Origin of the sequence: Nocardia sp. NBC_01503 (assembly GCF_036327755.1) — a bacterium.
Classification (GTDB): domain Bacteria; phylum Actinomycetota; class Actinomycetes; order Mycobacteriales; family Mycobacteriaceae; genus Nocardia.
Window position 1 is genome coordinate 664,989 of sequence record NZ_CP109596.1, and the last position, 22,528, is coordinate 687,516.

Genomic DNA, 22,528 nt, shown 5'->3' on the forward strand with positions numbered 1-22,528 from the left:
GCAAGTCACTCGCTGCCCATTCAGGAGGAAATCCCTTGTCGCACAACGATACCCGCACCGCCCTCGTGGTGGTCTCGCATCACCGGTCCGATTCGCTCACCGCGCATATCGCCCGCCGCACCATCGCCCAACTCGAGGACGCCGGATACACCGTCGACCTGCTGGACCTGCACGCCGAGGGTTTCGACCCGCGCATGAACACCGAGGATCAGCCGGACTGGAACGACCGCGACAAGCCCTACTCCCCCGAGGTCGAAGACCATATGCGCCGCGTCCTGGCCGCCGAGGTCATCATCGCCGTCTTCCCCATCTACTGGGCCTATATCCCGGCCCTGCTCAAGGGCTGGATCGACCGGGTCTGGAACTACGGATTCGCCTACGGCCGCAGCAAACCGCGCCTCGCGGGCAAGCGCATGCTCTGGCTCGGCCTGGCGGGTGCGACCGCCGACGACGCCATCATCCCCGCCATCCAGACCATGCTCGACACCCAGCTCAGCGCCTCGATCGCCTACTATTGCGGCCTGTCGGACTCCCGGACGGTGGTCCTCCCGGACGCCGAGGAACGCCCGCAACGACTCGATGCCGCAGGCAATCTGGAGATCGGCGATGCCGTCACCGGCACGGCCCGCGATGCCCACTTCGCCGCCTTCGAACGCACGACGGCCCAGCATGTCACCGATTTCCTGACCCCAGTCGGTGTCCCGTCCTGAACCCCGCCGATCGCGCTACGGTGGATATGTGGCAACACACTTGACGCATTGGGGAACATTCGAAGCCGAAAGCGACGGTGCGAGCCTCACCGCGGTACGGCCCTGGCACGGCGATCCGGAACCGATGCCGCTGATCGACAATGTCGCCTCCGCACAGCATCATCGGACCCGGATCGCGCAGCCGCATATCCGCAAGGGCTGGCTGGACAATGGTCCGGGCGCACCCGGACGGGGTGATGATCCGTTCGTACCGGTGTCCTGGGAAACCGCGCTGGATCTGCTCTCGGGCGAACTGCGCCGGGTATACGACGAGTACGGCGCGGAGGCGGTGTACGGCGGCTCCTACGGCTGGGCCAGCGCGGGGCGCTTCCATCACGCGCAGAGTCAGGCGCATCGGTTCCTCAATTGCCTGGGCGGTTACGTCCGGCACGTGAACAGTTACAGCATGGGCACCTCGACGGTGCTGCTGCCGCATATCCTCGCCGATCTGGGCTGGATGCTCGGTCACTCCACCAGTAAGGACGTCATCGCCGAGCACACCGAACTGGTGGTGGCCTTCGGCGGATTGTCGCCGAAGAACATCGCGGTGACCCCCGGCGGCGTATCGCGGCATCACGGGCGCGGCTGGGTGGCGGCGGCGCATGCGCGCGGCTGCCGGTTCGTCTCGGTCGGTCCGCTGCGCGATGACATCACCGCGGGCGCGGCGGCGGAGTGGCTGGCGCCGCGGCCCGGCACCGATGCGGCGCTGATGCTGGCGCTCGCCCAGGTGCTCGATGCGGAAGGCTTGGCGGACAAAGACTTTCTGAACAGCTACACCGTCGGTTACGACCGGTTCGCGGAGTACCTGCGCGGGCGGGCCGACGGTGCGGTCAAGGATCCGAACTGGGCCGAGACGATCACCGGAATCCCGGCCGACCGCATTCGGGCGCTCGCGCGTGAAATGGCCGCCGCACGAACCATGATCACGGTGAGCTGGTCGCTACAGCGGGCGCACCATGGTGAACAGCCGGTCTGGCTCGGCGTCGTCCTCGCGGCGATGCTCGGCCAGATCGGTTTGCCCGGTGGCGGTTTCGGCCACGGCTACGGCTCGGCGGGGATGGTCGGCGAGCCGACCCGGAAGCGGTCCGTACCGCGCTTTCCGCAGGGGCACAACCCGATCGAGACCTTCATCCCGGTCGCCCGGATCGCCGATATGCTGCTCGAGCCCGGCGCGGACTACGACTACAACGGCCAGCGGCTCCGGTATCCGGATATTCGGCTGGTCTACTGGTGCGGCGGCAATCCGTTCCACCACCATCAGGATCTGGCCCGGCTGCGCACCGCCTTCGCGCGGCCCGAGACCGTCGTGGTGCACGACGCGTTCTGGACGGGCACCGCACGCCATGCCGACATCGTGCTCCCGGCGACCATGACCATCGAACGCGATGATTTCGGCGCGGGCGAGAACGATCCGATGTTCTTCCCGATGCCCGCGCTGACCCGCCCGCACGAGCAGGCCCGCGATGACTACGCCATCTTCGCCGGGCTGGCCGAAAAGCTGGGAATAGGAAAGGAATTCACGCAGGGACGCACCTCCCAGGAGTGGCTGCGGCACCTCTATGACGAATGGCGGGGCGATACCGCCGAGCTGCCGGACTTCGATACGTTCTGGGCGGGCGACGGGATCGAACTGCCGACCGTCGGCGAGTCCGAGCAGGTGATGTTCGCCGATTTCCGCGCCGATCCGCAGGGGCATCCGCTCACCACCCCGACCGGTCGTATCGAGATCTTCTCCGAGACCATCGACGGCTTCGGCTATCCGGACTGCCCGGGGCATCCGGTCTGGCTGGAGCCCGCCGAATGGCTGGGCAGCCCCGCGGCGGAACAATTCCCGCTGCAATTGGTCGCCAATCAACCGCGCTCGAAACTACACAGTCAGCTCGATGTCGGCGCGCACAGTCAATCCACGAAAATCGCCGGGCGCGAACCGGTTCGGCTGCATCCGTCGGACGCGGACGCGCGCGGGCTGCACAGCGGTGACATCGTGCGGATCCACAATGATCGCGGGGCCTGCCTGGCCGGGCTGATCGTCGACGACGCGGTCCGGCCCGGGGTAGCGCAACTCTCCACCGGCGCCTGGTACGACCCGGACCCCGACGATCCGAGCTTCTGCCGCCACGGCAATCCGAATGTGCTTACCGCCGACCGTCCTTCGTCGAGCTTGAGCCAGGGCTGCACCGGCCAGTTGAGCCTCGTCGAGATCCGGGCCTATCGCGATGAGGTCCCGGATCTCACTGTCGGCAGTCCGCCCGCGACGGTTCTCGACTAGACCTAGATACCGGTCCAGGGCGTACCGGTGATGAGTTCGTAGGCCTGCATGTACTTCCGGCGGGTGACATCGATGACCTCGGCCGGGATCTCCGGGCCGGGGTACTCCTTGTTCCAGCCGGTATCGACGGACCAGTCGCGCACGTACTGCTTGTCGAAGGAGGCCTGCGGGCGGCCGGGCTCGTAGTCCTCGGCGGGCCAGAAGCGCGAGGAGTCGGAGGTGAGGACCTCATCGCCGAGGGTGAGAACGTCACCGTCCCAACCGAATTCGACCTTGGTGTCGGCGATGATGACACCGCGCGAGGCGGCGTGCTCGGCGCCGCGCGAGTAGATCTCCAGGGTCAGATCGCGCAGCTTGTTCGCGACCTCCGCGCCCTCCTGGTTGATCACCTCGGCGAATGAGATGGGCTCGTCATGGCCCTCATCGGCCTTCGTGCTCGGGGTGAAGAGCGGCTCCGGCAGCTTGTCGCCGTCACGCAGTCCGGGGGGCAGCGCGATACCGGAGACGGTACCGCTGCGCTTGTACTCGGCCAGGCCACCGCCGGTCAGGTAACCACGCGCGACGCACTCGACCTTCAGCATCTTCAGCGGCTTGACCCGCACCCCGCGCCCGGCGAACTCCGCGGGCACATCGGTGGTGGAGAGAATGTGATTGGGAATCCCGTCGAAGAACCCGAACCACCAGTTCGACAACTGGGTGAGCATGGCCCCCTTCTCCGGAATCGGAGTGGGCAGCACCACGTCGAACACCGACACCCGGTCGGATGCGACCAGGATCAGCGAATCGCCGTCCTCGTACAGGTCGCGCACCTTACCGGCGTGAATGTGCTTCAACTTCTCCTCCTCGGACTGGGATCGCTGCCACCGCACACCCTACCGACGTGCCGATTCGGCCCGGCACCCCGCCATAACCAGCAGCGAACGACCCAGCGGACATGGCATTGTTGGCACAGTCGCGTCCCAACACGGCACAGAGTTCCGAGAGCGAAGGAGCACCCTTGTCCGCACCGAATCTCACCCGCGAGCAGGCGATCGAACGCGCCGCAACGGTCCAGGTGGAGAACTACCGCGTCGAATTGGACCTGACCGGGCAGCCCACCAGCGCCGAAGCGGCGACCAGCGACCTCTTCTTCTCGCGCTCCACGGTGACATTCACGGCGACACCGGGCGCGCGGACCTTCATCGACTTCGTCGGCGCGGGCCTGCGCTCGGCCGTCCTGAACGGTGTCGCGATCGATGTCAGCGGTTATGACGAATCGCAGGGGCTGACCCTCACCGATCTGGCCGCCAGCAATGAACTGGTCATCGAGGCCGATGCCGAGTACTCGCACACCGGCGAGGGTCTGCACCGCTTCGTCGACCCCACCGACAACAAGGTCTACCTGTACTCGCAGTTCGAAACCGCCGATGCCAAGCGCATGTTCGCGTGCTTCGACCAGCCGGACCTCAAGGCGACCTACGACATGATCGTCACCGCGCCGGAGGACTGGGAGGTCATCTCCAATGGCGCGGTGGTCACCAGCCGCACCATCGGCACCGTGGTCGAACACACCTTCGCCACCACGCCTCGGATGAGCACCTATCTGGTGGCGATCATCGCCGGTCCGTACGCCAAGTGGACCGACAGCTACTCCGATTCACACGGGGAGATCCCGCTCGGCATCTACTGCCGCGCCTCGCTCGCCGAATACATGGACGCCGAAAGGCTTTTCACCGAAACCAAGCAGGGTTTCGGCTTCTATCACACCAATTTCGGTGTGCCCTATGCCTTCGGCAAGTACGACCAGCTGTTCGTCCCCGAATTCAACGCGGGCGCAATGGAGAACGCGGGCGCGGTCACCTTCCTGGAAGATTATGTGTTCCGCTCCAAGGTGACTCGCGCCTCCTATGAGCGCCGCTGCGAGACCGTGCTGCACGAGATGGCGCATATGTGGTTCGGCGATCTGGTCACCATGAAGTGGTGGGACGACCTGTGGCTGAACGAATCCTTCGCCACCTTCGCCTCGGTGCTCTGCCAGGTCGGCGCGACCGAATACACCAATGCCTGGACCACTTTCGCGAATGTGGAGAAGTCCTGGGCATACCGGCAGGATCAGCTGCCGTCCACGCATCCCATTGCCGCCGATATCCCGGATCTGCACGCGGTCGAGGTGAACTTCGACGGAATCACCTATGCCAAGGGCGCTTCCGTACTGAAGCAGCTGGTGGCCTACGTCGGGCAGGAGCCGTTCCTGGCCGGATTGCGCGACTACTTCACCGAACACGCCTACGGCAACGCCACTTTCGATGATCTGGTGGGTGCGCTGGAGAAGGCGTCCGGACGTGACCTGTCCGACTGGGGTGCGCAGTGGCTCAAGACCACCGGCCTGAATATCCTGCGGCCGGAGTTCACCGTCGACGGCGACGGCAAGTACAGCTCGTTCACCGTCATCCAGGACGGCGCGGAGCCGGGCGCGGGTGAGCGGCGCACGCACCGCCTGGCCATCGGCATCTACGACGATCAGGACGGAAAGCTGGTGCGCACCAAGCGCATCGAGCTCGATATCAACCCGGCCGAGCGCACCGAGGTGCCTGAGCTGATCGGTATCGCGCAGGGCAAGCTGGTGCTGGTCAATGACGACGACCTCACCTACTGCTCGGTGCGGCTGGACTCCGGCTCGCTGCAGACCGTGGTGGATCGCATCGCCGATATCGCCGAACCGCTGCCCCGCACACTGGCCTGGTCGGCGGCCTGGGAAATGACCCGGCAGGCCGAGATGCGCGCCCGCGATTTCGTCGCCCTGGTACAGCGCGGTGTCGGCGCGGAGACCGAAATCGGTGTGGTGCAACGCCTGCTGATGCAGGCGCACACCGCCATCTCCGCCTACGCCGATCCGAATTGGGCGGCCGAAACCGGCTGGGGCGAATTCGCCGACCGCCTGCTCTCGCTGGCACGCGCCGCCGAACCCGGCTCCGACCACCAGCTGGCCTTCGTCAACGCCCTCACCGGAGCGCACCTGTCCGTCCGCCATATCGAGGCGCTGCGCCAGGTCCTCGAGGGCGATCCGGCGGCGGCCCTGCCCGGCCTCGAGGTCGACACCGACCTGCGCTGGCGGCTCATCCAGGCCCTCGCCGCCGCCGGCGATCTCGACAACGACGGTATCGAAACCCCCGCCATCGACAGCGAATTGGCGCGCGACGATACCGCCGCCGGTCGGCGTCAAGCCGCCGCCGCGGCCACGGCCCGCCCGCAGATCCCGGTCAAGGCCAAGGCGTGGGCCACGGTCATGCAGGACGATGCGGTCCCCAATATCACCGCCCGCGCGATCGTCGCCGGCTTCGCCCCGGTCGGCCAGGCCGACCTGCTCACCCCCTACGTCGAACGCTACTTCGCCGAAATCCCGTCGGTCTGGGACCGCCGCTCCAGCGAAGTCGCCCAAACCGTAGTGGTCGGCCTCTACCCGCACTGGGCCATCACCGAAGAGGCGGTGGCGGTAGCCGACAAGTTCCTCTCCAACGACCATCCCCCGGCCCTGCGCCGCCTGGTCGTGGAGGGCAAGGCGGGCATCGAACGCTCCCTGCGCGCCCGAGCCTTCGACCGCTCGTAACCCGCACTCCCACAGCCCCTTTCGCCGTCGCGCGAGAGGGGCTGCGGTATTTCCGAGACCCTCGCCATTCGATGCGGAGCCAACCCGGCATCCCGGCAAACGAAACCCCGTCATCCCGGCGCGTTTTCAGCCGGGATCCACACAATCGGCCGATGAGCAGCCCGCGTGGATCCCGGCCAAAAGCAGGCCGGGATGACGGGTCGGCGAGATCCCGGGGCGGGTGGGATCGGGGGTGCTGCTGTGGGCGGATCTGCTGTGGGCAGCGGGGGCGGAAATTTCGGCCGGGTCTGGGGCACGGTGGATTCATGGCACAGGACGAGAAGACGCCGATGTTCAACTGGCGCACACGGGAACAGCTGTTCGGTAAGCGAATTCTGGTGCTGGACGGGGCACTCGACGATGACAACGGGGCGCTGCTCATGACGCAGTTGCTGCAGTTGGCGGCCGAGGATTCCGAGACCGGGATCTCGCTGTGGATTCACTCGCCCGGCGGGTCGGTGCCCGCCATGCTCGCGATTCGCGATGTGATGCGACTGGTGCCCTGCGACGTTTCAACGCTCGCGCTCGGATTGGCGTGCAGCGCAGGACAATTCCTGCTCTCCTCGGGCACCCCGGGTAAGCGGTACGCACTGCCGCACGCGCGAATTCTCATGCACCAGGGGTCGGCCGGAATCGGCGGCAGCGCAGTCGAGGTGGAGGTGCAGGCCGATGATCTGCGGTACACCGTGCAGACCGTGCTCGGGTTGATCGCCCAGGACACCGGGCAGCCCTTCGACCAGGTCTACGACGATTCCCTGCACGATCGCTGGTTCACCGCGACGCAGGCGAAGGAGTACGGATTCATCGACGGCATCGTCGAATCCTTCTGGCAGATCGTCCCGCAACGACAGAAGATGGGGATCTCGGCATGACCAGCTACACCATTCCCAATGTGATCGCCCAGCATCCGCGCGGCGAGCGCATCATGGACGTCTACTCACATCTGCTGGCCGAGCGGATCGTATATCTGGGCACACCAATCGATTCCGGCGTCGCCAATGCCCTCATCGCCCAACTTCTGCACCTGGATGCCGACAGTCCGGGCCAGGAGATCAACCTCTACATCAACTGCGAGGGCGGCGACCTCTCCGCCATGCTCGCCGTCTACGACACCATGCAGCACATCTCGTCCCCGGTCGCGACAACCTGCGTGGGCCAAGCCATCGCCGTGGGCGCGGTCCTGCTCGCGGGCGGTGCGAAAGGCCGCCGCACCATGCTCCCGCACGCCCGAGTGGTGCTGCACCAGCCCGCCATCAGCGGCCGGGGCACCATCCCCGACCTGATCATCCAGGCCGACGAGGTGGTCCGTCTTCGCGCCGAGGTGGAGGCCATCCTCTCCGAACACACCGGCCAACCCCTCGAAGCCCTCCGCCGGGACACCGACCGCGACCGCGTCCTCACCGCCGAAGCCGCCCGCACCTACGGCCTCGTCGACCAAATCCTCGGTCCCAGAGACTGATTCATGGGCTGATACGAGGTCCCGGCGCGCTTCGACCGGATCCATCGAAAGCCGCCGGGGCACAGCCGGTATGGATCCCGGCCAAAAGCATGCCGGGATGACGGAGGGCTTCCGCGACCTACGCCGCGATGCGTCAGGCAGTCGGCAGAACGCCTAGATGCATCGGGGGCGGCCACCAGGACGGGGCAATGCGTCAGGCGGCCAGCATGACCGGGCCATTGAATGCCTGTGCGGTAGGGCGGGTGATGGATTCCATGCGCTGGCGGCGGAGTTCGGTGGCGACCAGTTGGGTGAGGCCGATGAGGTCGGTGCCGAGGGCGCCCGCCAAGGCGGCGATCATCTCACTGGAGGGTTCCTTGCGACCGCGCTCGACCTCGGAGAGGTACTGCGGCGAGATTCCAGCTCGCCCAGCGGTTTCCACGAGCTTCTCGCCCTGTTCTTGGCGCAGGGCCCGCAGTTGGGCACCGAGCACCTCGCGCCACAGTGGCTCGCGTACCGGACGCAGGGCGCGTGGGCGCTCACCGCGAGATTCCGGGAGCCGAGCGCTCCGAACAGGGCCGTCGCCCGGCAGCGCGTGGACCGGCTGCGGGCTCGGAGTCTCGGCCCGCTCGGCGAGTCCGCCGGGGATGGAGTGAAGGCGCGGCTGCTCGGACATGGTCCGAGCGTAAGTCCGCTCGCCCGCACCACGGGTCCCGTTCTGCTCTGAGCAGAAGGAACTCCCCCGGCCTTCCGGCCGAAGAACGCACCAGATGCCGGGGCAGCACACACCATCCACACCATCTGAGGCGTGCCAGCGGCCAGGGGCAGCGCACCAGCCTTGCCCAGGTAGGGCGCGTGCCAGCAGCCAGGCGCAGCGTGCCAGCCTTGCCCACGTAGGGCGCGTGCCAGCAGCCAGGCGCAGCGTGCCAGCCTTGCCCACGTAGGGCACGTGCCAGCAGCCAGGCGCAGCGTGCCAGCCTTGCCCACGTAGGGCACGTGCCAGCAGCCAAGGGCAGCGTGCCAGCCTTACCCACGTAGGGCGCATGCCAGCAGCCAAGGGCAGCGCACCAGCCTTACCCACGTAGGGCACGTGCCAGCAGCCAAGGGCAGCGCACCGGCCTTGCTCGTGTAGGGCGTGCTGGATGCGGGGGCCCGTCATCCTCGCCGTAAAGAACAGCGCACCCCTTCCCTCTGCGCGTACCCGGTCGAGAAGCGGGGGCGCGGAGATGGAAGGGGTGCGAAAGTGTCCCGGCGCCGCGCGGATTCGCGGCGCCGGTGCGGGACTCAGACCCGGCCGATGGAGGCGGCCATGACGCGCACCGCGGAGACCAGGCCGTCGATGAGCTCACCCTTGCGGAAGGAGCTCAGGGCGGCGGTCGCGCCCAGCTGGCAGACATTGTCATTGGCGCGCTTGGCGACATCGCTGCCGGAACGCACCTCGACCGCCTTGGCATTGGGGTCGACCGCGATGAGCACCGAACGGGCCGCCTCGGGGGTACCGGGGAAGACCGCGTCCGCGCCGGCGGCGGAGTCCGCGCCGAGGTCGCCGATGAAGATGTTGAACCGCACCTTGGTGGCGCGGGTGGCATCGGTGAGGGCGTTGTCCATGAGCAGCCGCTCGTGATCGGTGAACGGCACTTCGCTGAAGACATCACCCGCCTCGTGCACACCGGAGACGCGTCCACTCACGGTGACCGCGTAGCCGTGCGGTAGCTCGGCCTCGTTCACCGCGGGCCAATTAGAACTTGCCACTTGCCCGGCCTCCGATCAGGTCCGCCGCGGCGGATTCGATAGCAGCATGGTTGCCATGCGATGACTCAGCATTGTCGTGATGACCGGAACCGGTCACCTCGTCCGTCGCGCTCCACAGCACCGGGGGCTGGGTCCACTCCGCGCCGAGCTCGAAGTGGTCCGGCTTCTTGCCGGGCAGCGGCTTACCGAGGAACGACAATCCGGCGATCACCAAATAGATCGCAAGCGGGATGCCGACGTAGATCAGCACTGTCTGGAGAATGCTCACCGCTCAACGGTAATGGATGCCTGGATCAGCGCCACCGACCGGTGAGTACACGTGCGCACGTGTCGTCGTGATCTTGCTCAAATTAGCCAGGCCGTTGAGTTTGCCGGAAGTTTTCCAGCGCTAATCGGAGCGCTCGACAGCAGCACATCTCCCGCCGGCAGTGTTATCGCCGCATCGGTGGCATTGAGCACACATAGCAATCCGCCATCACGCCGAAATGCCAGGCAGCCCGGCGGACTTCCGTACCACTCCAGTCCGGGCCCACCGAATTCCGGTCGCACGCCACGCAATTCGATAGCCATCCGATAGAGCGACAGCATGGAGTCCAATCGCTCCAACTGTTTCTCCACCGTCACCGCCGACCACTGCGGCGGCATGGGTAGCCAGGGCGTCCCGGCGGTGAATCCGAACGGCGGCTGCTCCCCCTCCCACGGCAGCGGTACCCGGCAGCCGTCCCGGCCGCGCTGGGTGTGCCCGGAGCGCTCCCAGGTCGGATCCTGTAGCGCCTCGTCCGGTAGGTCGTCGACATTGGGCAACCCCAATTCCGCACCGTTGTAGATGAATACGCTGCCCGGCAATGCCAACTCCACCATGATCATCGCCCGCGCCCGCGCCTGCCCGATCGCGCCACCGCCGTAACGGGTGACCTCGCGCTCCACATCGTGATTGGAGAGCGTCCAGGTGGGACTGGCACCGACCGCCGCGACCGCGTGCAGCGAATTGTCCACGGCGTCACGGATTCTGTCGGGATGGAACGGTGTCTCGGCCAATCGGAAGTTGAATGCCAGGTGTAGCTCGTCGGGGCGCACATAATCACCGAATCGAGTGTTGTCGTCCACCCAGACCTCGCCGATCGATACCGCGTTCGGGAACTCGTCCATGACTTTTCGCAGTCGGCGATGGATCTCGTGCACGCCCGGATTGTTGAAGCGCGGATCATTATCGTCATGCACCACCAAATGGGTGTCGTCCGGAGTCCGCTGCGGCAGCTCCATATCCGGTAGACCAGCGGGTTTGGCCATTCCATGCGCGACATCGATTCGGAATCCGTCGACCCCGCGCATCAGCCAGAACCGAATTGTCTGCTCGAAATCCGCCGCCACCTCCGGGTTCTCCCAATTCAGGTCCGGCTGTTCGGGCGCGAAGATATGCAGATACCACTGCCCGGGCCTGCCGTCGGCCTCGGTGACGCGAGTCCAAGCCGGACCGCCGAAGATACTCGGCCAATTGTTCGGCGGCACACTGCCATCCGGCCCCCGGCCGTCGCGGAACCAGTAGCGGGCGCGCTCCGGACTACCCGGTGCGGCGGCCAGCGCGGCGGTGAACCACGGATGCTGATCGCTGGTGTGGTTGGGCACCAGGTCCATGGTGACCCGCATCTGCCGGTGGTGCGCCTCGTCGATCAACTCGTCGAGCGCGCGCAGGCCACCGAAGAGCGGATCGATATCGCGCGGATCGGCAACGTCGTAGCCACCATCGGCCATGGGTGAGCGCATGACCGGGCAGATCCACAGCGCATCCACCCCGAGCAGCTCCAAATAGCCCAGCTTGTCACGCAACCCACGCAGGTCACCGACACCGTCGACATCGGAGTCCGCGAACGAGCGGGGGTACACCTGATAGAAGACGGCGGATCGCCACCACGGCGCCGTCGCGGGCACGAAATCCGGTGCGGCGGAGGGCACAGCGGCGGTGGAGTTCTCGGTCACAGCCGTAATGGTGCCAAAGCCTGCCGACACTCGAGGGCACGACGCCGACACTTGTCCAGATTCAGCAAATGATCAGCGGACGAGACCCCGAACCGGAAACGCTCTGGGGGCCTTCAACTTCTGCGGTACGAATTCAGATCGGCGAGTTCATGAGCGAATTGGCGGCCATCTCGAAGTAGTCGAGCAACTGCTTGCGATGGGCGTCGTCGAGCAGTGCGGGTTCGATCTCGGCGACGGCGATGTGCATGGCGCGCAACCAGGCATCGCGCTCGATCGGACCGATTTTGAACGGGTGGTGCCGCATCCGCAGGCGCGGGTGTCCGCGCTCGTCACCGTAGGTGCGCGGGCCGCCCCAGTACTGCTCCAGGAACATCCGCAACCGGCGTTCGGCGGGGCCGAGATCCTCCTCCGGGTACAGCGGGCGCAACACCTCATCGCCCGCCACCTCCCGATAGAAGGCGGCGACGATCCGCTCGAAGGTCTCCGCCCCACCCACGGCTTCGTAGAAGGAGGTCGCTGTCTGCTCGCCGGTGCTCACGCCAACCATTGTGCCCACTGCTCGCCGTGACGGCCCGTCGCGGGTCGAAACGGGGGCCGGAAAGCCCGTTGATCTTGCTGGTCGGGCCGTCCGAGGCCCCGTTGCCCAGGGTGTTTCATACCGTCACGCGTCGTTCATCCGTTTGTGCCCGACAATGTGCGAAATCACCGTGCAATGTGCGCCGTTCCATGGTCAACTGGGTGGCAGTCTGCCGAATACCACACCATCGGACGAATACGGATTCGGGGTATTGCATCATGAAGCAGCGGCACAGTGCCCGGCACGAGGCGCGCACGCACCGACAACTCCAGCCCGCCGACGTCCACAATCGTGGCTCGGGGGCTACTCCGCTGCACATCTTGTCCGAACATTCCCATCCGGATGCGCATCATGACCATTCCGCGCATCGCCCGGCCGATGTCCCTCCCGGCCCGAGCTGGAGTAAGAGTCGCGTTCTGCTCTTGAACGCCACCTACGAGCCGCTCACCGCGCTCTCCGCGCGCCGCGCCGTCGTACTGCTCATCTGCGATAAGGCGCATACCGTTCACGACAATCCCGAAGGTCCGGTCGTGCACTCCGCCGGCACCTCGGTAGCGCTGCCCTCGGTGATCCGACTACGCACCTACGTGCATGTCCCCTATCGCGCCCGCGTGCCCATGACGCGCGCCGCGCTCATGCACCGCGACCGCTATCGCTGCGCCTACTGCGGTGGTAAGGCCGAAACCATCGATCATGTGATCCCCCGCAGCCGCGGTGGTGCGCACTCCTGGGAGAACTGCGTAGCCTCCTGCGCCCCCTGCAATCACCGCAAGGCCGACAAGCTGCTCAGCGAATTGGGTTGGACCCTGCACCATCAGATGGTGGCGCCGAAGGGCCCGCACTGGCGACTACTCACCGCCAGTTCGGAGTTGGACCCGACCTGGCTGCAGTATCTCGGCGAAGGCGCGGCCTGACACAGAGCGCCCAGCCCATTCCTCGGTTCAGCTGTATTCGCTGACCAGTAGTGCCCAGGTGCCCGGTTCGAGCGCCTCGAAGACGTGTGGCGAGTCGCCGGGGTAGCAGATGTAGTCGCCTGGACGCAGCTCCACCGGCGCCTCCGCGGGGCCGACCTTGGCCCGGCCACCGCCCAGCACAATGTGTTCCACCACGCCGTGGCTGTGCGGATCGGAGTCACGGGAGTGCCCGGGTTCGGCGGTAATGCGGTAGATATCGCGGCGCGCGGTGGGTGGTGAGGCCGCGAGCAGTGTTGTTCGATACTCCGACTGGGATGAGGCCAGCATCGCGCCCTCCCCCGCGCGAATCACCTGAACCATCGGCCGCGGTGGATCCAACAGGCGCGAGAACGGAATATCGAGGGCGACGCAGAGCGCCCACAGCGTCTCGATGCTGGGATTCCCGGCGCCCGACTCCAGTTGCGAGAGTGTGGATTTCGCGATTCCGGCCTGGCGCGCGACCTCGGTGAGCGAGAGCCCGGCCCGGGCACGCTCCCGACGCAGGGCAGCGGCGATCGCCTCCTGCGGAGACGCGGACGAGGGGCTGTCGGACTGGGTCATATCGGCTTCACACAGTACCCGGCGCCACCCGACCGGCACGACTACACGGCCGATCGGCGGGCAGCCCACCGTCATCCCGGCGCGCTTTCGGCCGGGATCCACACCAGCGCCGGAATGACCGGTCGACAGCGCGTCAGTGGTAGCGGTGCGGTTACCGTGCCTACATTCGCGCGGCCCGCGGGCAGGGCGATATGGCCGATCGTCGACGCTTGGGGGTCTTTGACTTATCGAGCGGGTTGCGTTCAATATAGACGGCATGCGTTCGATATGGCGAACACTCGATCGGGGTGTACTCACGGGGATCGCGGCGATCTGCCTGGCAGTCGCCATGATCGGCGTTTCCTACGGCGCTACCGCCGTGACCGCGGGATTCCCCACCTGGCTGCCCATGCTGATGAGCGTGGCCGTGGTCGCGGGCGGCTCCGAATTCGTTTTCCTGGGCATTCTCACCGCGGGCGGCAGCCTCGTCGCCGCCGTACTCGCGGGTTTGCTGGTCAATGCCAGGCATCTCCCCTACGGCCTGTCCGTACCGGATGTCGTCGGCACCGGCTGGCGGCGACTGCTCGGCACGCACGTCATGAACGATGAATCGGTCGCCATGGCGCTCGCGCAGCCCGACCGGCCGCGCCGTCGCGCCGCGTACTGGCTCTGCGGATTGGCCGTACTGGCGGCCTGGCCGCTGGGCGCGGCCGTCGGCGCGGTGCTGGGCTCGGTGGTCCCGAATCCGAACGCCTTCGGCCTGGACGCGGTGTTCCCGGCGGTCCTGATCAGCCTGGTGCTCCCGGCGCTGCGTGACCCGCTGACTCGCACTGCCGCCCTCGCCGGTGCGGCGGTCGCGGCAATCGCTACGCCTTTCCTGGGCGCGGGACTGCCGGTTCTACTGGCCCTGACCGCAGTGCTGTTGGTCGTTCGCCGCGCGGGCAGCGCCACAACCGCTGCGGGCGACGCGACTTCGCTCGCGGACAACCGTGAGCCCAATGCGGTCACCGCCGAGTCTGTCGCGGTGACGACTACCGCGAATGCGGCCGCATAACTTCCAGCCCCACCCCACAACTCCAGCCCACACACCGCGGCCCGAGCGGCCGATGGATTCGAGCCCCGAAGGAGGTGCCGCCATGACGAGCACACTTATCGCCGGAGTCTGCGCACTTGCCGTGGGCACCTTCGCATTCCGCTTCGCGGGCCCCGCGCTACGCAGCCGGGTGAAGATCTCGCCGCGCACGGTCAAACTGCTGGAGATCGCCTCCGTCGTCCTGCTGGCGGCGCTGGCGGTCACCACACTGATGCCCTCGCGCAGTGGCGAATTCGGCCTCGCGCTGCCTGCGGGGGTACTCGTCGCCGCCGTATTGGCTTGGCGACGGGCACCGCTACTGGTCGTGATCCTGACCGCTGCCGTGCTCACCGCGGGCCTGCGCATGCTCGGTGTGCACTGACGACATCCGTACGCGCGCTTTTTCGCGGTCGGCGTGGAGAGCGGTGAGCATTCAGCCGCGCAGTAGGTTCACCAGACGCGACCAGGCGTCTTCGGCATCCTCGGGGCGGTACCAATCACGGCCGGGGTAGACGAAACCGTGTGGAGCGTCCTCGTAGACGACGAGTTCGTGGTCGATGTTGTTGTCGGAGAGGGCTTTTTCGAGTTCGGCGCGGGCCTCGGCGTCGATGAGGGGGTCCAGGCCGCCGAAGAAGAGGATGACCCGGCCGGTGATTCCCGAGGTGGATTCGATGGTGGGTTCCGGGGTGGAGAGCGGGATTTCGGTGTTGGTGAGCCAGCCGGGGTAGAAGGCGGCGACCACGGTCAGCGGGAGTTGGGTGGCGGCGTAGTAGGCGACGTGGCCGCCCGCGCTGAAGCCGACCATGCCTACGGTGGTGGCATTGCGGCTGTTCAGTTCGTCGATGCAGGCGGAGATATCGGCGATGACATCGGCACGATTCAGGGTGCGCAGCAGGTCCAGTCCGCGTTCGCGGCCCTCGGCGGTCCAGTCGAGGCGGGCGCGCGGTTCGGCGCGGTGGAACAGGTCCGGGACCAGGACGGTGACGCCCAGGGCCGCGAGCCGCTCGGCGGCGGCGAGCACCGATTCGTGCTGGCCGTAGATCTCATGGCCGACAATGACTCCCGGATAGTCGCCGGGCGCCTCCGGACGTGCCAGGTAGGCGCTCATCACCGCGCCGCCGACCTCGATATCGATCCACTCCGTCACGATGCCCGTATCGCTCATGAGCTCAACGTAGCCACGGCGGCCGCACTCCACCAATCGGGCAACCGATCCCCGCCATCGATGATTCGATGGCAGGGCGGCGCGAAAGTCAGTGCGAGAGCAGCGGAATCGCGGGGCCGCGGCGGCGGGCGACCGAACCGTAGCGGGCATCCAGGCGCAGCCAGGTGCGGGCGGCCCGCACCCGCACGATCTCATCCGCCGGAATGCGCCGGGAATCGGTCTTATCGCCACCGTGCGGGATGAAATCCATTGCGGCCAAGGCGAAGACGACGCGCATGGGCACCTCGACCTGTTCACCCGGACCGGATACGGTCAGTACCGTCTGGTCCAGCAGCGAGGCGGGCGGGCCATGGCTGGAGCCATGCTCCTGCGCCAATTCGGCTCCACGCTCGGCCAATTCGACGAGCGTGCGAGCGGGCACATCATCGATATGCACGAATCCGATCTCCGGCGGCAGCGCGGAGCGCCAGGCCGAATCCATGGCGTAGCCGAGCGGAAACGGTTCGGCGCTGTCCGGGCCGTGCAGCCCGGACAGTACCGTGTCACCGCTGACGGTCACATCATCGGTGCCGAGCACCGCAACCACGGTGCGCACCGCCAGGGCCTCGAAACCGGTTCCGGCCCAAGCGGATATGTATTTTTCCCCGCGTCGGCGCAGCCGGATGACCGCACCCGGATCCAGCCGCACCGCATGGGTGATGAAGGCAGCGAGGTTCTCTCGCTCCGCGGGGTCGGGAATATGCAGGGTGAGTTCGCCGAACGTCACTGTGGTCGGGACCGGCTCAGTCGTCCAGCCACAACGACAGGTAGTCCCGTTCCGCGGCGTCGAGGCGGCGTAGTCGCTGGGTATCGATATCGAAGGCGGCGAGCTGGGTGGAGGCGATCACCGCGGCCGGGGAGTCGGGATCCGCGCCACCGGCGCGCACCTCATAGCCGACGGTGAAGTCGACGGCGCGCAGCCGGTCGATCCACATGGAGACATCCAGCGGTGAATCCTCGTGCCGCAGCTGACCCTTGTACTGCACGCGCAGGTCCGCCAGCACGCAGCCGGAGCGCAGCCGCACGGTGGGCCGGTCATCGGTGAAGAGCCACGGAATGCGCGCCTCCTCCAGCAGGGTCACCATTCGGGCATGGTTGATGTGCTGGAAGGCGTCCATATCGGACCAGCGCACCTCGACCCTGGTGTGAAAGCGCTTGGGCGATGCGGGGAGAACCTCCTCGATCGTCTGCGCCTTTCCGTGGCCATTCAGTGAACCGACACTCGTCAACGCGGTACCTCCGATTGCGCACCCACCCCGCTCACCATGCTGCGCACCTGCCGCGCCGCAACCGACAGCGTGGCCAGGTCGTGGGTTCCGGACTCGAACAGCTCCGAGAGGGCGGCGCGGGCGCGACCCAGTCGGGACTGATTTTTCGACTCCCAGTATGCAATTTTCTCCTCGGCCGTCTCCTCCGGGTCACCCGCGGAGAGCACATCGAGGGTCAGCGAGCGCAGTGAGCCGTACATATCGTCGCGCAGCGCGAGCCGGGCGAGAGCATGCCAGCGATCACCGCGTTCCAGGTGGCTGACCGCCTGCAACAGCCAATCGATCTTGAGGTGATCATTGAGCGCGTAGTACAGCGCACCCACCTCCTCGCCACTGCGATCGGTGATATCCGCGATATCGATCACATCGAGCAGCGGGAAGAGATTCAGCAGCCCGAACACCTCGGTCGCCATATCCGACGGCGCGCCCTGATCGACAATGGCCTGCGACTGCTCGTTGAGCGTGTCGATGTGGTGTCCGCGCAGCCAGCCCGGCACCTTGGGCGCGAGCTGACCCACCTCCCTGGTGTACCGGTTGATCTCCGCGCCGACCGCGATGGGCTGCGGCCGATTGTTGAGCAGCCAGCGCGAGGCGCGATCCAGGGTGCGCTTGGTCTCCAGTTCGAGGGTGTCCTTCATACCCGTGGAGATGTCGGCGGCGCGAATGCGATCCCAGACCGAGTGCAGGTCGAAGATCTGCGTGGCGGCGGTGAAGGCTCGCACCGCATCCGATGCGGTGGCCCCGATCTCCTCATTGAGGCGATGCGCGTAGGTGATACCGCCGAGATCGACCACCTCGTTCACCAGCATGGTGGTGAGGATTTCGCGACGCAGCCGGTGCTTCTTGATGGCCGCGCCGAAGCGGGTGCGCAACGGGGTCGGGAAGTAATGCGGCAGTCGCGCCGAGAAGTAGGCGCTGTCCGGCAGATCACCGGCGAGCAGATCGGTCTTGAGCGAAAGCTTCACGTGCGCCATGAGATTCGAGAGTTCGGGCGAGGTGAGGCCGGTGCCCTGCTCCTGGCGGGTCTTCATCTCCGCATCGCTGGGCAGCGCTTCGAGTTCGCGGTCCAAGCCGCGGCGCTCCTCCAGATCCGCGATGACGCGATGGTGCACATTGAGCATGCGCGGCGCCTCGGCACGGGACATGCCCATCAGATAGTTCTGCGAGACATTGTCCTGCAGGACGAGCGCGGCGACCTCATCGGTCATGGAGGCCAGCAGCGGATTGCGCTCGGCCGCGGGCAACTGACCGCCGGAGACCACACCGTCGAGCAGGACCTTGATATTGACCTCGTGGTCGGAGCAGTCCACACCCGCGGAGTTGTCCAGGGCGTCGGTGTTCATCTTGCCGCCGAGCCGGCAGAATTCGATGCGGCCCAATGCGGTCGCGCCGAGATTGCCGCCCTCGCCGATCACCTTGACGCGCAATTCATTCGCGCTGACCCGGACCGCGTCATTGGACTTGTCGCCCACCTCGGCATTGGTCTCGGTGCTGGCCTTGATGTAGGTGCCGATACCGCCGTTCCAGAGCAGGCCGACCGGCGCCTTCAGAATGGCGCGCATCAATTCCGGCGGGGAGAGCGCGGTGATATCGGCGGCCAGGCCGAGCACCTCGCGGACCTGTTCGCTGACCGGAATGGATTTCACCGTGCGGTCGTAAACGCCGCCGCCCGCACTGATGAGCGAGCGGTCATAGTCCGCCCAGGACGAGCGCGGCAGCGCGAACATGCGCTCACGCTCGACGAAGGAACGCTCCGCGTCCGGATTGGGATCCAGGAAGATATTGCGATGGTCGAACGCGGCGACCAGGCGGATATGCCGCGACAACAGCATGCCGTTGCCGAAGACGTCACCGCTCATATCGCCGACCCCGACGACGGTGAAATCCGTTGTCTGGGTATCGATATCCATCTCGGCGAAGTGCCGCTTCACCGACTCCCAGGCACCGCGGGCGGTAATGCCCATGGCCTTGTGGTCGTAGCCCACCGAACCACCGGAGGCGAAGGCGTCACCCAGCCAGAAACCGTACTGCTGCGCAACGTCATTGGCGATATCGGAGAAGGTGGCGGTGCCCTTGTCGGCGGCGACCACGAGATAGGTGTCGTCCTCATCGCGGCGCAGCACCTGCGCGGCCGGAATAACCTTTCCGGTAGCGCGATCCACATTGTCGGTGACATCGAGCAGACCGGAGATGAAGGTGCGGTAGCAGGCCACGCCCTCGTTCTGCAGCGCCTGCCGATCGGTGACGGGATCGGTGGTGGCGGCCGGTGGCTGCTTGACTACGAAACCGCCCTTGGCGCCGACGGGCACGATGACCGCGTTCTTCACCGCCTGCGCCTTGACCAGGCCCAGGATCTCGGTGCGGAAATCCTCCAGTCGGTCGGACCAGCGCAGCCCGCCACGTGCGACCGGACCGAAGCGCAGGTGCACACCCTCGACCCGGGGCGAGTACACGAAGATCTCGAATTGCGGTCGCGGCTTGGGCAATTCGGTGATCTCGCGCGGCTCCACCTTGAAGGAAAGGTATTCCCGGGGGCGGCCCTCGGCGTCGGTGACGTAGTAGTTGGTGCGCAGCGTGGCCTTGATCAAGCCGAGAATGGCGCGCAGGATGCGGTCGGCGTCGAGGCTCACCACCTCGTCGATGCGGTGCCGCACCGCGCCTTCCAGATCGCGGGCATGGCTCTCGTCCGCGGAGTCGGGATCGAAGAGCGCGGCGAACAGGTCGACGAACATGCGCGAGGCATCCGGATAGGCCAGCAGTACACGGGTGATATTGGCCTGGCTGTACGGGAATCCGGCCTGCTGCAGGTATTTCGCGTACGCGCGCAGAATCGAGACGGTGCGCCAATCGAGTTCGGCGCGCAGCACCAGTTCGTTGAGGCCGTCCGCCTCGGCGCGGCCGTACCAGAGCGCCTCGAACGCCGTGGTGAAACGCTCACGCAGACCGCGCACCTGATCGTCCAGGGCGGTGAGCCGTGAGGAGGACTCCACCAGTTCGGCGTCCATATTCCGGTCCAGCGCCGCGCGCAACAGCTCGGGGCGGGCCAGCAGGCCGAAGTCGTAGACCCACTGCTCGGGTCCGGAGTCGAACTCGAGCTGATGCGGGCGTTCGTCGATCACCTCGACACCGAGGCTCTGCAACACCGGCAGCACCTGGCTCAGCGAGATTCCGCTGCCGCCGATGTAGAGCGCGAACCGCCAGGAGCCGGGCTCGGAGTCGGCATTGCGATACAGGTACTGGGCGATACCGCCCTCGGAGAGTCGTTGCAGCCGGAGGATATCGGCGACAGCGCGGTCGGCGTGGAAATCCTCCTTGTAGCTCTCCGGGAGGGCATCGACGTAGCGCTGCACCACGCCCGGATCGAGCACGGTGGAGTTGGCCACCTCATCGCGCAGGTGGTCTTCCCAGGTGCGGGTGGCCTCGGCGAGCAGATGCTGCAGGCGCAGCCGATTGGCCTCGGAGGTATCGGCGATCGCGCCCTCATCGGGCAGTCGCACCGTGAAATACACACTGGCGAGGTCGCTTTCGGAGACGCGCGCCGAGTAGTCGATGGAGTGACCGCCGAGTTCGCGGACCAGAATGTCCTGCATCTCGAGGCGGACTCTGGTGGTGTAGCGGTCCCGCGGCAGGTAGACCATGCAGGCCACGAAACGGCCGTAGCCGTCCATGCGCATGAACAGCCGAACCTGGCGGCGCATACCGACATTCAGGACCGCGCTGGCGGTGCGGCGGAGTGCGGCGCCGTCGGAGGAGAAGAGTTCGGTGCGCGGGAAGGATTGGATGACCTCGAGCATCTGCTGCCCGGAGAAGGACTCCAGATCGAAACCGCTGGCCTCGATGATCGAGCGCACCCGCCGCTCGATAACCGGAATGTCCAGTACGTTCTCGTGCAGGGCGGTGACGGTGAAGACACCGATGAAGAGGTGTTCCCCTGCGACACTGCCGGATTCGTCGATTTCGGCGACGCCGACGAAGTAGGGGTAGACCGCGCGGTGCACGGTGGCCGGGACCAGGCCCTGGGTGAGCATGAGCAGTGGCTGATCACCGCTATTGTCCGGAACGCGGAAATCGGTGCCGTCCATTGAACCCAGTACGCCCAGACCGGTTCCCGGGGCCATGACCGACTTCGCCTGTCCGTCAACGGTGCTGCGCTCATAGCGCGCGTAGCCGAGCGGGGTGAAATGACCGTCCGCGAGCCAGCGCAGCAGATTGGCGCAGTCGGTGAGATCGGTTGCCATGAAATGGGATGTGCCCGCTTTGGCGGCCGCGTCCAGCTCGTCGGCGACCCGGCTCTGCACCTCGCGCATGGCCTCGGTATCGCCGATCACCTGGCGCACATCGGTGAGCACGTCGGGCAGCCCCAGTGCCACCTGCTCGAGCTGCTCGAGACTGGTGGAGGGGTGCAGCTGCACATGCATCCAGGACTCGCGCAGGCCGGTCGCGCCATTGCCGTCGACCTCATGGGGCACTGCGGTTTCCAGGTTGCCCGACACGTCGCGGGTGACCTCGAAAATGGGGTGCACGACCTCGCTGACACTGACGCCCATGCGGCTCAGGTAGGAGGTGACCGATTCGACCAGGAGCGGCATATCGTCGGTGACCATCTGCACGGCCGCGCCGAGATCGGCGTCGTCCTCGGGATGGTAGACCCGCAGACTGGCGGAGCCCGCGCTGCGCTGCATGGCCAGATCGATCTGGCAGCGGAAGATTTGAGTCGAGGTCGCGGGGATCGCACAGTCCGCGTCGCCCGCGTCGACGTGACGGAAATACGCCTCCTCGAGGGATACGAGGTTGCCTCGCAACGACGCGGGCAAACTCGCAGCCCAAGCCGCGCTGGACAATTCGGACGAGACCGTCATTTCGCCAACTCCTGGGATTCGGTTCCGTAACCAAGTGACGCCGGTCCGAGAGTAGCTGGGCGCGACTAGCGCCGGGCTGAATTCGTCTCGATGTCACACCGCGTCGCACGGTTCGGGCAAACCGGGCGGTACGGCATTGGCCATAGCAGACCGGAATCACCAGGTCGCGCGCGACAAACCTTGCACCAAAAGACATTTCACGCAATAAGGCGTACGCGAAAATGTCGAGTTCGCTCTTCGATAGC

19 protein-coding genes are annotated in these 22,528 nt (G+C 66.4%); 8 read left to right on the forward strand and 11 right to left on the reverse strand.

Annotated elements, in window-relative coordinates; translation table 11 throughout:
- The first annotated feature begins 35 nt into the window (after window positions 1-35).
- Window positions 36-710 carry an NAD(P)H oxidoreductase gene (locus tag OHB26_RS03005; RefSeq protein ID WP_330182703.1) on the forward strand — a complete coding sequence of 225 codons (675 nt, stop codon included), beginning with the start codon at window positions 36-38 and terminating at the stop codon, window positions 708-710.
- A gap of 28 nt (window positions 711-738) precedes the next feature.
- The gene (locus OHB26_RS03010; RefSeq protein WP_330182704.1) at window positions 739-3,018 is read left to right on the forward strand and encodes a molybdopterin-dependent oxidoreductase; all 2,280 of its coding nucleotides are present in this window, start codon (window positions 739-741) and stop codon (window positions 3,016-3,018) included.
- A 2-nt stretch (window positions 3,019-3,020) separates the two neighbouring features.
- Here OHB26_RS03010 and OHB26_RS03015 read toward each other — a convergent pair whose 3' ends face one another.
- Window positions 3,021-3,887 carry a phosphoribosylaminoimidazolesuccinocarboxamide synthase gene (locus OHB26_RS03015; RefSeq protein ID WP_330182705.1) on the reverse strand — a complete coding sequence of 289 codons (867 nt, stop codon included), beginning with the start codon at window positions 3,885-3,887 and terminating at the stop codon, window positions 3,021-3,023.
- Between the two features lie 128 nt (window positions 3,888-4,015).
- On the opposite strand from OHB26_RS03015, the gene pepN reads away from it, so the two are divergent.
- From pepN to OHB26_RS03030, 3 genes are all read left to right on the forward strand, one after another.
- Window positions 4,016-6,604, forward strand: a complete 2,589-nt coding sequence (pepN, locus tag OHB26_RS03020) for an aminopeptidase N (protein ID WP_330182706.1) — start codon at window positions 4,016-4,018, stop codon at window positions 6,602-6,604.
- 305 nt (window positions 6,605-6,909) lie between these two features.
- Window positions 6,910-7,515, forward strand: coding sequence for a ClpP family protease (locus tag OHB26_RS03025; RefSeq protein WP_330182707.1), 606 nt, complete (start codon window positions 6,910-6,912; stop codon window positions 7,513-7,515).
- On the forward strand, window positions 7,512-8,102 hold the full coding sequence (locus tag OHB26_RS03030) for a ClpP family protease (protein WP_330182708.1): 591 nt from the start codon (window positions 7,512-7,514) through the stop codon (window positions 8,100-8,102). The genes OHB26_RS03025 and OHB26_RS03030 overlap by 4 nt, the downstream gene beginning before the upstream one ends.
- A 193-nt stretch (window positions 8,103-8,295) precedes the next feature.
- On the opposite strand, the gene OHB26_RS03035 is transcribed toward OHB26_RS03030, so the two are convergent.
- The 5 genes from OHB26_RS03035 to OHB26_RS03055 form a co-directional block, all read right to left on the reverse strand.
- Entirely contained in the window at window positions 8,296-8,757 is a 462-nt protein-coding gene (locus OHB26_RS03035) for a helix-turn-helix domain-containing protein (RefSeq protein ID WP_442942845.1), read from the reverse strand.
- 608 nt (window positions 8,758-9,365) lie between these two features.
- Window positions 9,366-9,833, reverse strand: coding sequence for a DUF5130 family protein (locus tag OHB26_RS03040; protein WP_330182709.1), 468 nt, complete (start codon window positions 9,831-9,833; stop codon window positions 9,366-9,368).
- Window positions 9,820-10,101, reverse strand: coding sequence for an aa3-type cytochrome oxidase subunit CtaJ (ctaJ, locus tag OHB26_RS03045; RefSeq protein ID WP_330182710.1), 282 nt, complete (start codon window positions 10,099-10,101; stop codon window positions 9,820-9,822). Before ctaJ ends, OHB26_RS03040 begins: the two co-directional genes overlap by 14 nt.
- 77 nt (window positions 10,102-10,178) lie before the next feature.
- On the reverse strand, window positions 10,179-11,786 hold the full coding sequence (locus OHB26_RS03050) for a glycoside hydrolase family 13 protein (protein ID WP_330185477.1): 1,608 nt from the start codon (window positions 11,784-11,786) through the stop codon (window positions 10,179-10,181).
- A gap of 157 nt (window positions 11,787-11,943) precedes the next feature.
- Window positions 11,944-12,357 (reverse strand): globin, encoded by a 414-nt coding sequence (locus OHB26_RS03055; protein WP_330182711.1) that lies wholly within the window; start codon window positions 12,355-12,357, stop codon window positions 11,944-11,946.
- 248 nt (window positions 12,358-12,605) lie between these two features.
- Here OHB26_RS03055 and OHB26_RS03060 point away from each other — a divergent pair, with 248 nt between their 5' ends.
- Window positions 12,606-13,301: an HNH endonuclease gene (locus tag OHB26_RS03060; RefSeq protein WP_330182712.1), complete on the forward strand. Its 696-nt coding sequence runs from the start codon at window positions 12,606-12,608 to the stop codon at window positions 13,299-13,301.
- Window positions 13,302-13,328: 27 nt separating this feature from the next.
- On the opposite strand, the gene OHB26_RS03065 is transcribed toward OHB26_RS03060, so the two are convergent.
- Complete coding sequence (locus OHB26_RS03065) at window positions 13,329-13,901, reverse strand: helix-turn-helix domain-containing protein (protein ID WP_330182713.1); 573 nt, start codon at window positions 13,899-13,901, stop codon at window positions 13,329-13,331.
- A gap of 256 nt (window positions 13,902-14,157) precedes the next feature.
- Between OHB26_RS03065 and OHB26_RS03070 the strand changes: the two genes are divergently transcribed.
- Together OHB26_RS03070 and OHB26_RS03075 are read left to right on the forward strand one after the other, a co-directional pair.
- Entirely contained in the window at window positions 14,158-14,934 is a 777-nt protein-coding gene (locus OHB26_RS03070) for an AzlC family ABC transporter permease (RefSeq protein WP_330182714.1), read from the forward strand.
- A gap of 82 nt (window positions 14,935-15,016) precedes the next feature.
- Entirely contained in the window at window positions 15,017-15,334 is a 318-nt protein-coding gene (locus OHB26_RS03075) for an AzlD domain-containing protein (protein WP_330182715.1), read from the forward strand.
- A gap of 51 nt (window positions 15,335-15,385) precedes the next feature.
- Here OHB26_RS03075 and OHB26_RS03080 read toward each other — a convergent pair whose 3' ends face one another.
- The 4 genes from OHB26_RS03080 to OHB26_RS03095 form a co-directional block, all read right to left on the reverse strand.
- Window positions 15,386-16,117 carry a dienelactone hydrolase family protein gene (locus tag OHB26_RS03080; protein WP_330182716.1) on the reverse strand — a complete coding sequence of 244 codons (732 nt, stop codon included), beginning with the start codon at window positions 16,115-16,117 and terminating at the stop codon, window positions 15,386-15,388.
- Window positions 16,118-16,205: 88 nt separating this feature from the next.
- Complete coding sequence (locus tag OHB26_RS03085; RefSeq protein WP_330182717.1) at window positions 16,206-16,883, reverse strand: hypothetical protein; 678 nt, start codon at window positions 16,881-16,883, stop codon at window positions 16,206-16,208.
- Window positions 16,884-16,899: 16 nt separating this feature from the next.
- Entirely contained in the window at window positions 16,900-17,340 is a 441-nt protein-coding gene (locus OHB26_RS03090) for an acyl-CoA thioesterase (RefSeq protein ID WP_330185478.1), read from the reverse strand.
- A 41-nt stretch (window positions 17,341-17,381) separates the two neighbouring features.
- Complete coding sequence (locus OHB26_RS03095) at window positions 17,382-22,283, reverse strand: NAD-glutamate dehydrogenase (protein WP_330182718.1); 4,902 nt, start codon at window positions 22,281-22,283, stop codon at window positions 17,382-17,384.
- Window positions 22,284-22,528: the final 245 nt, after the last annotated feature.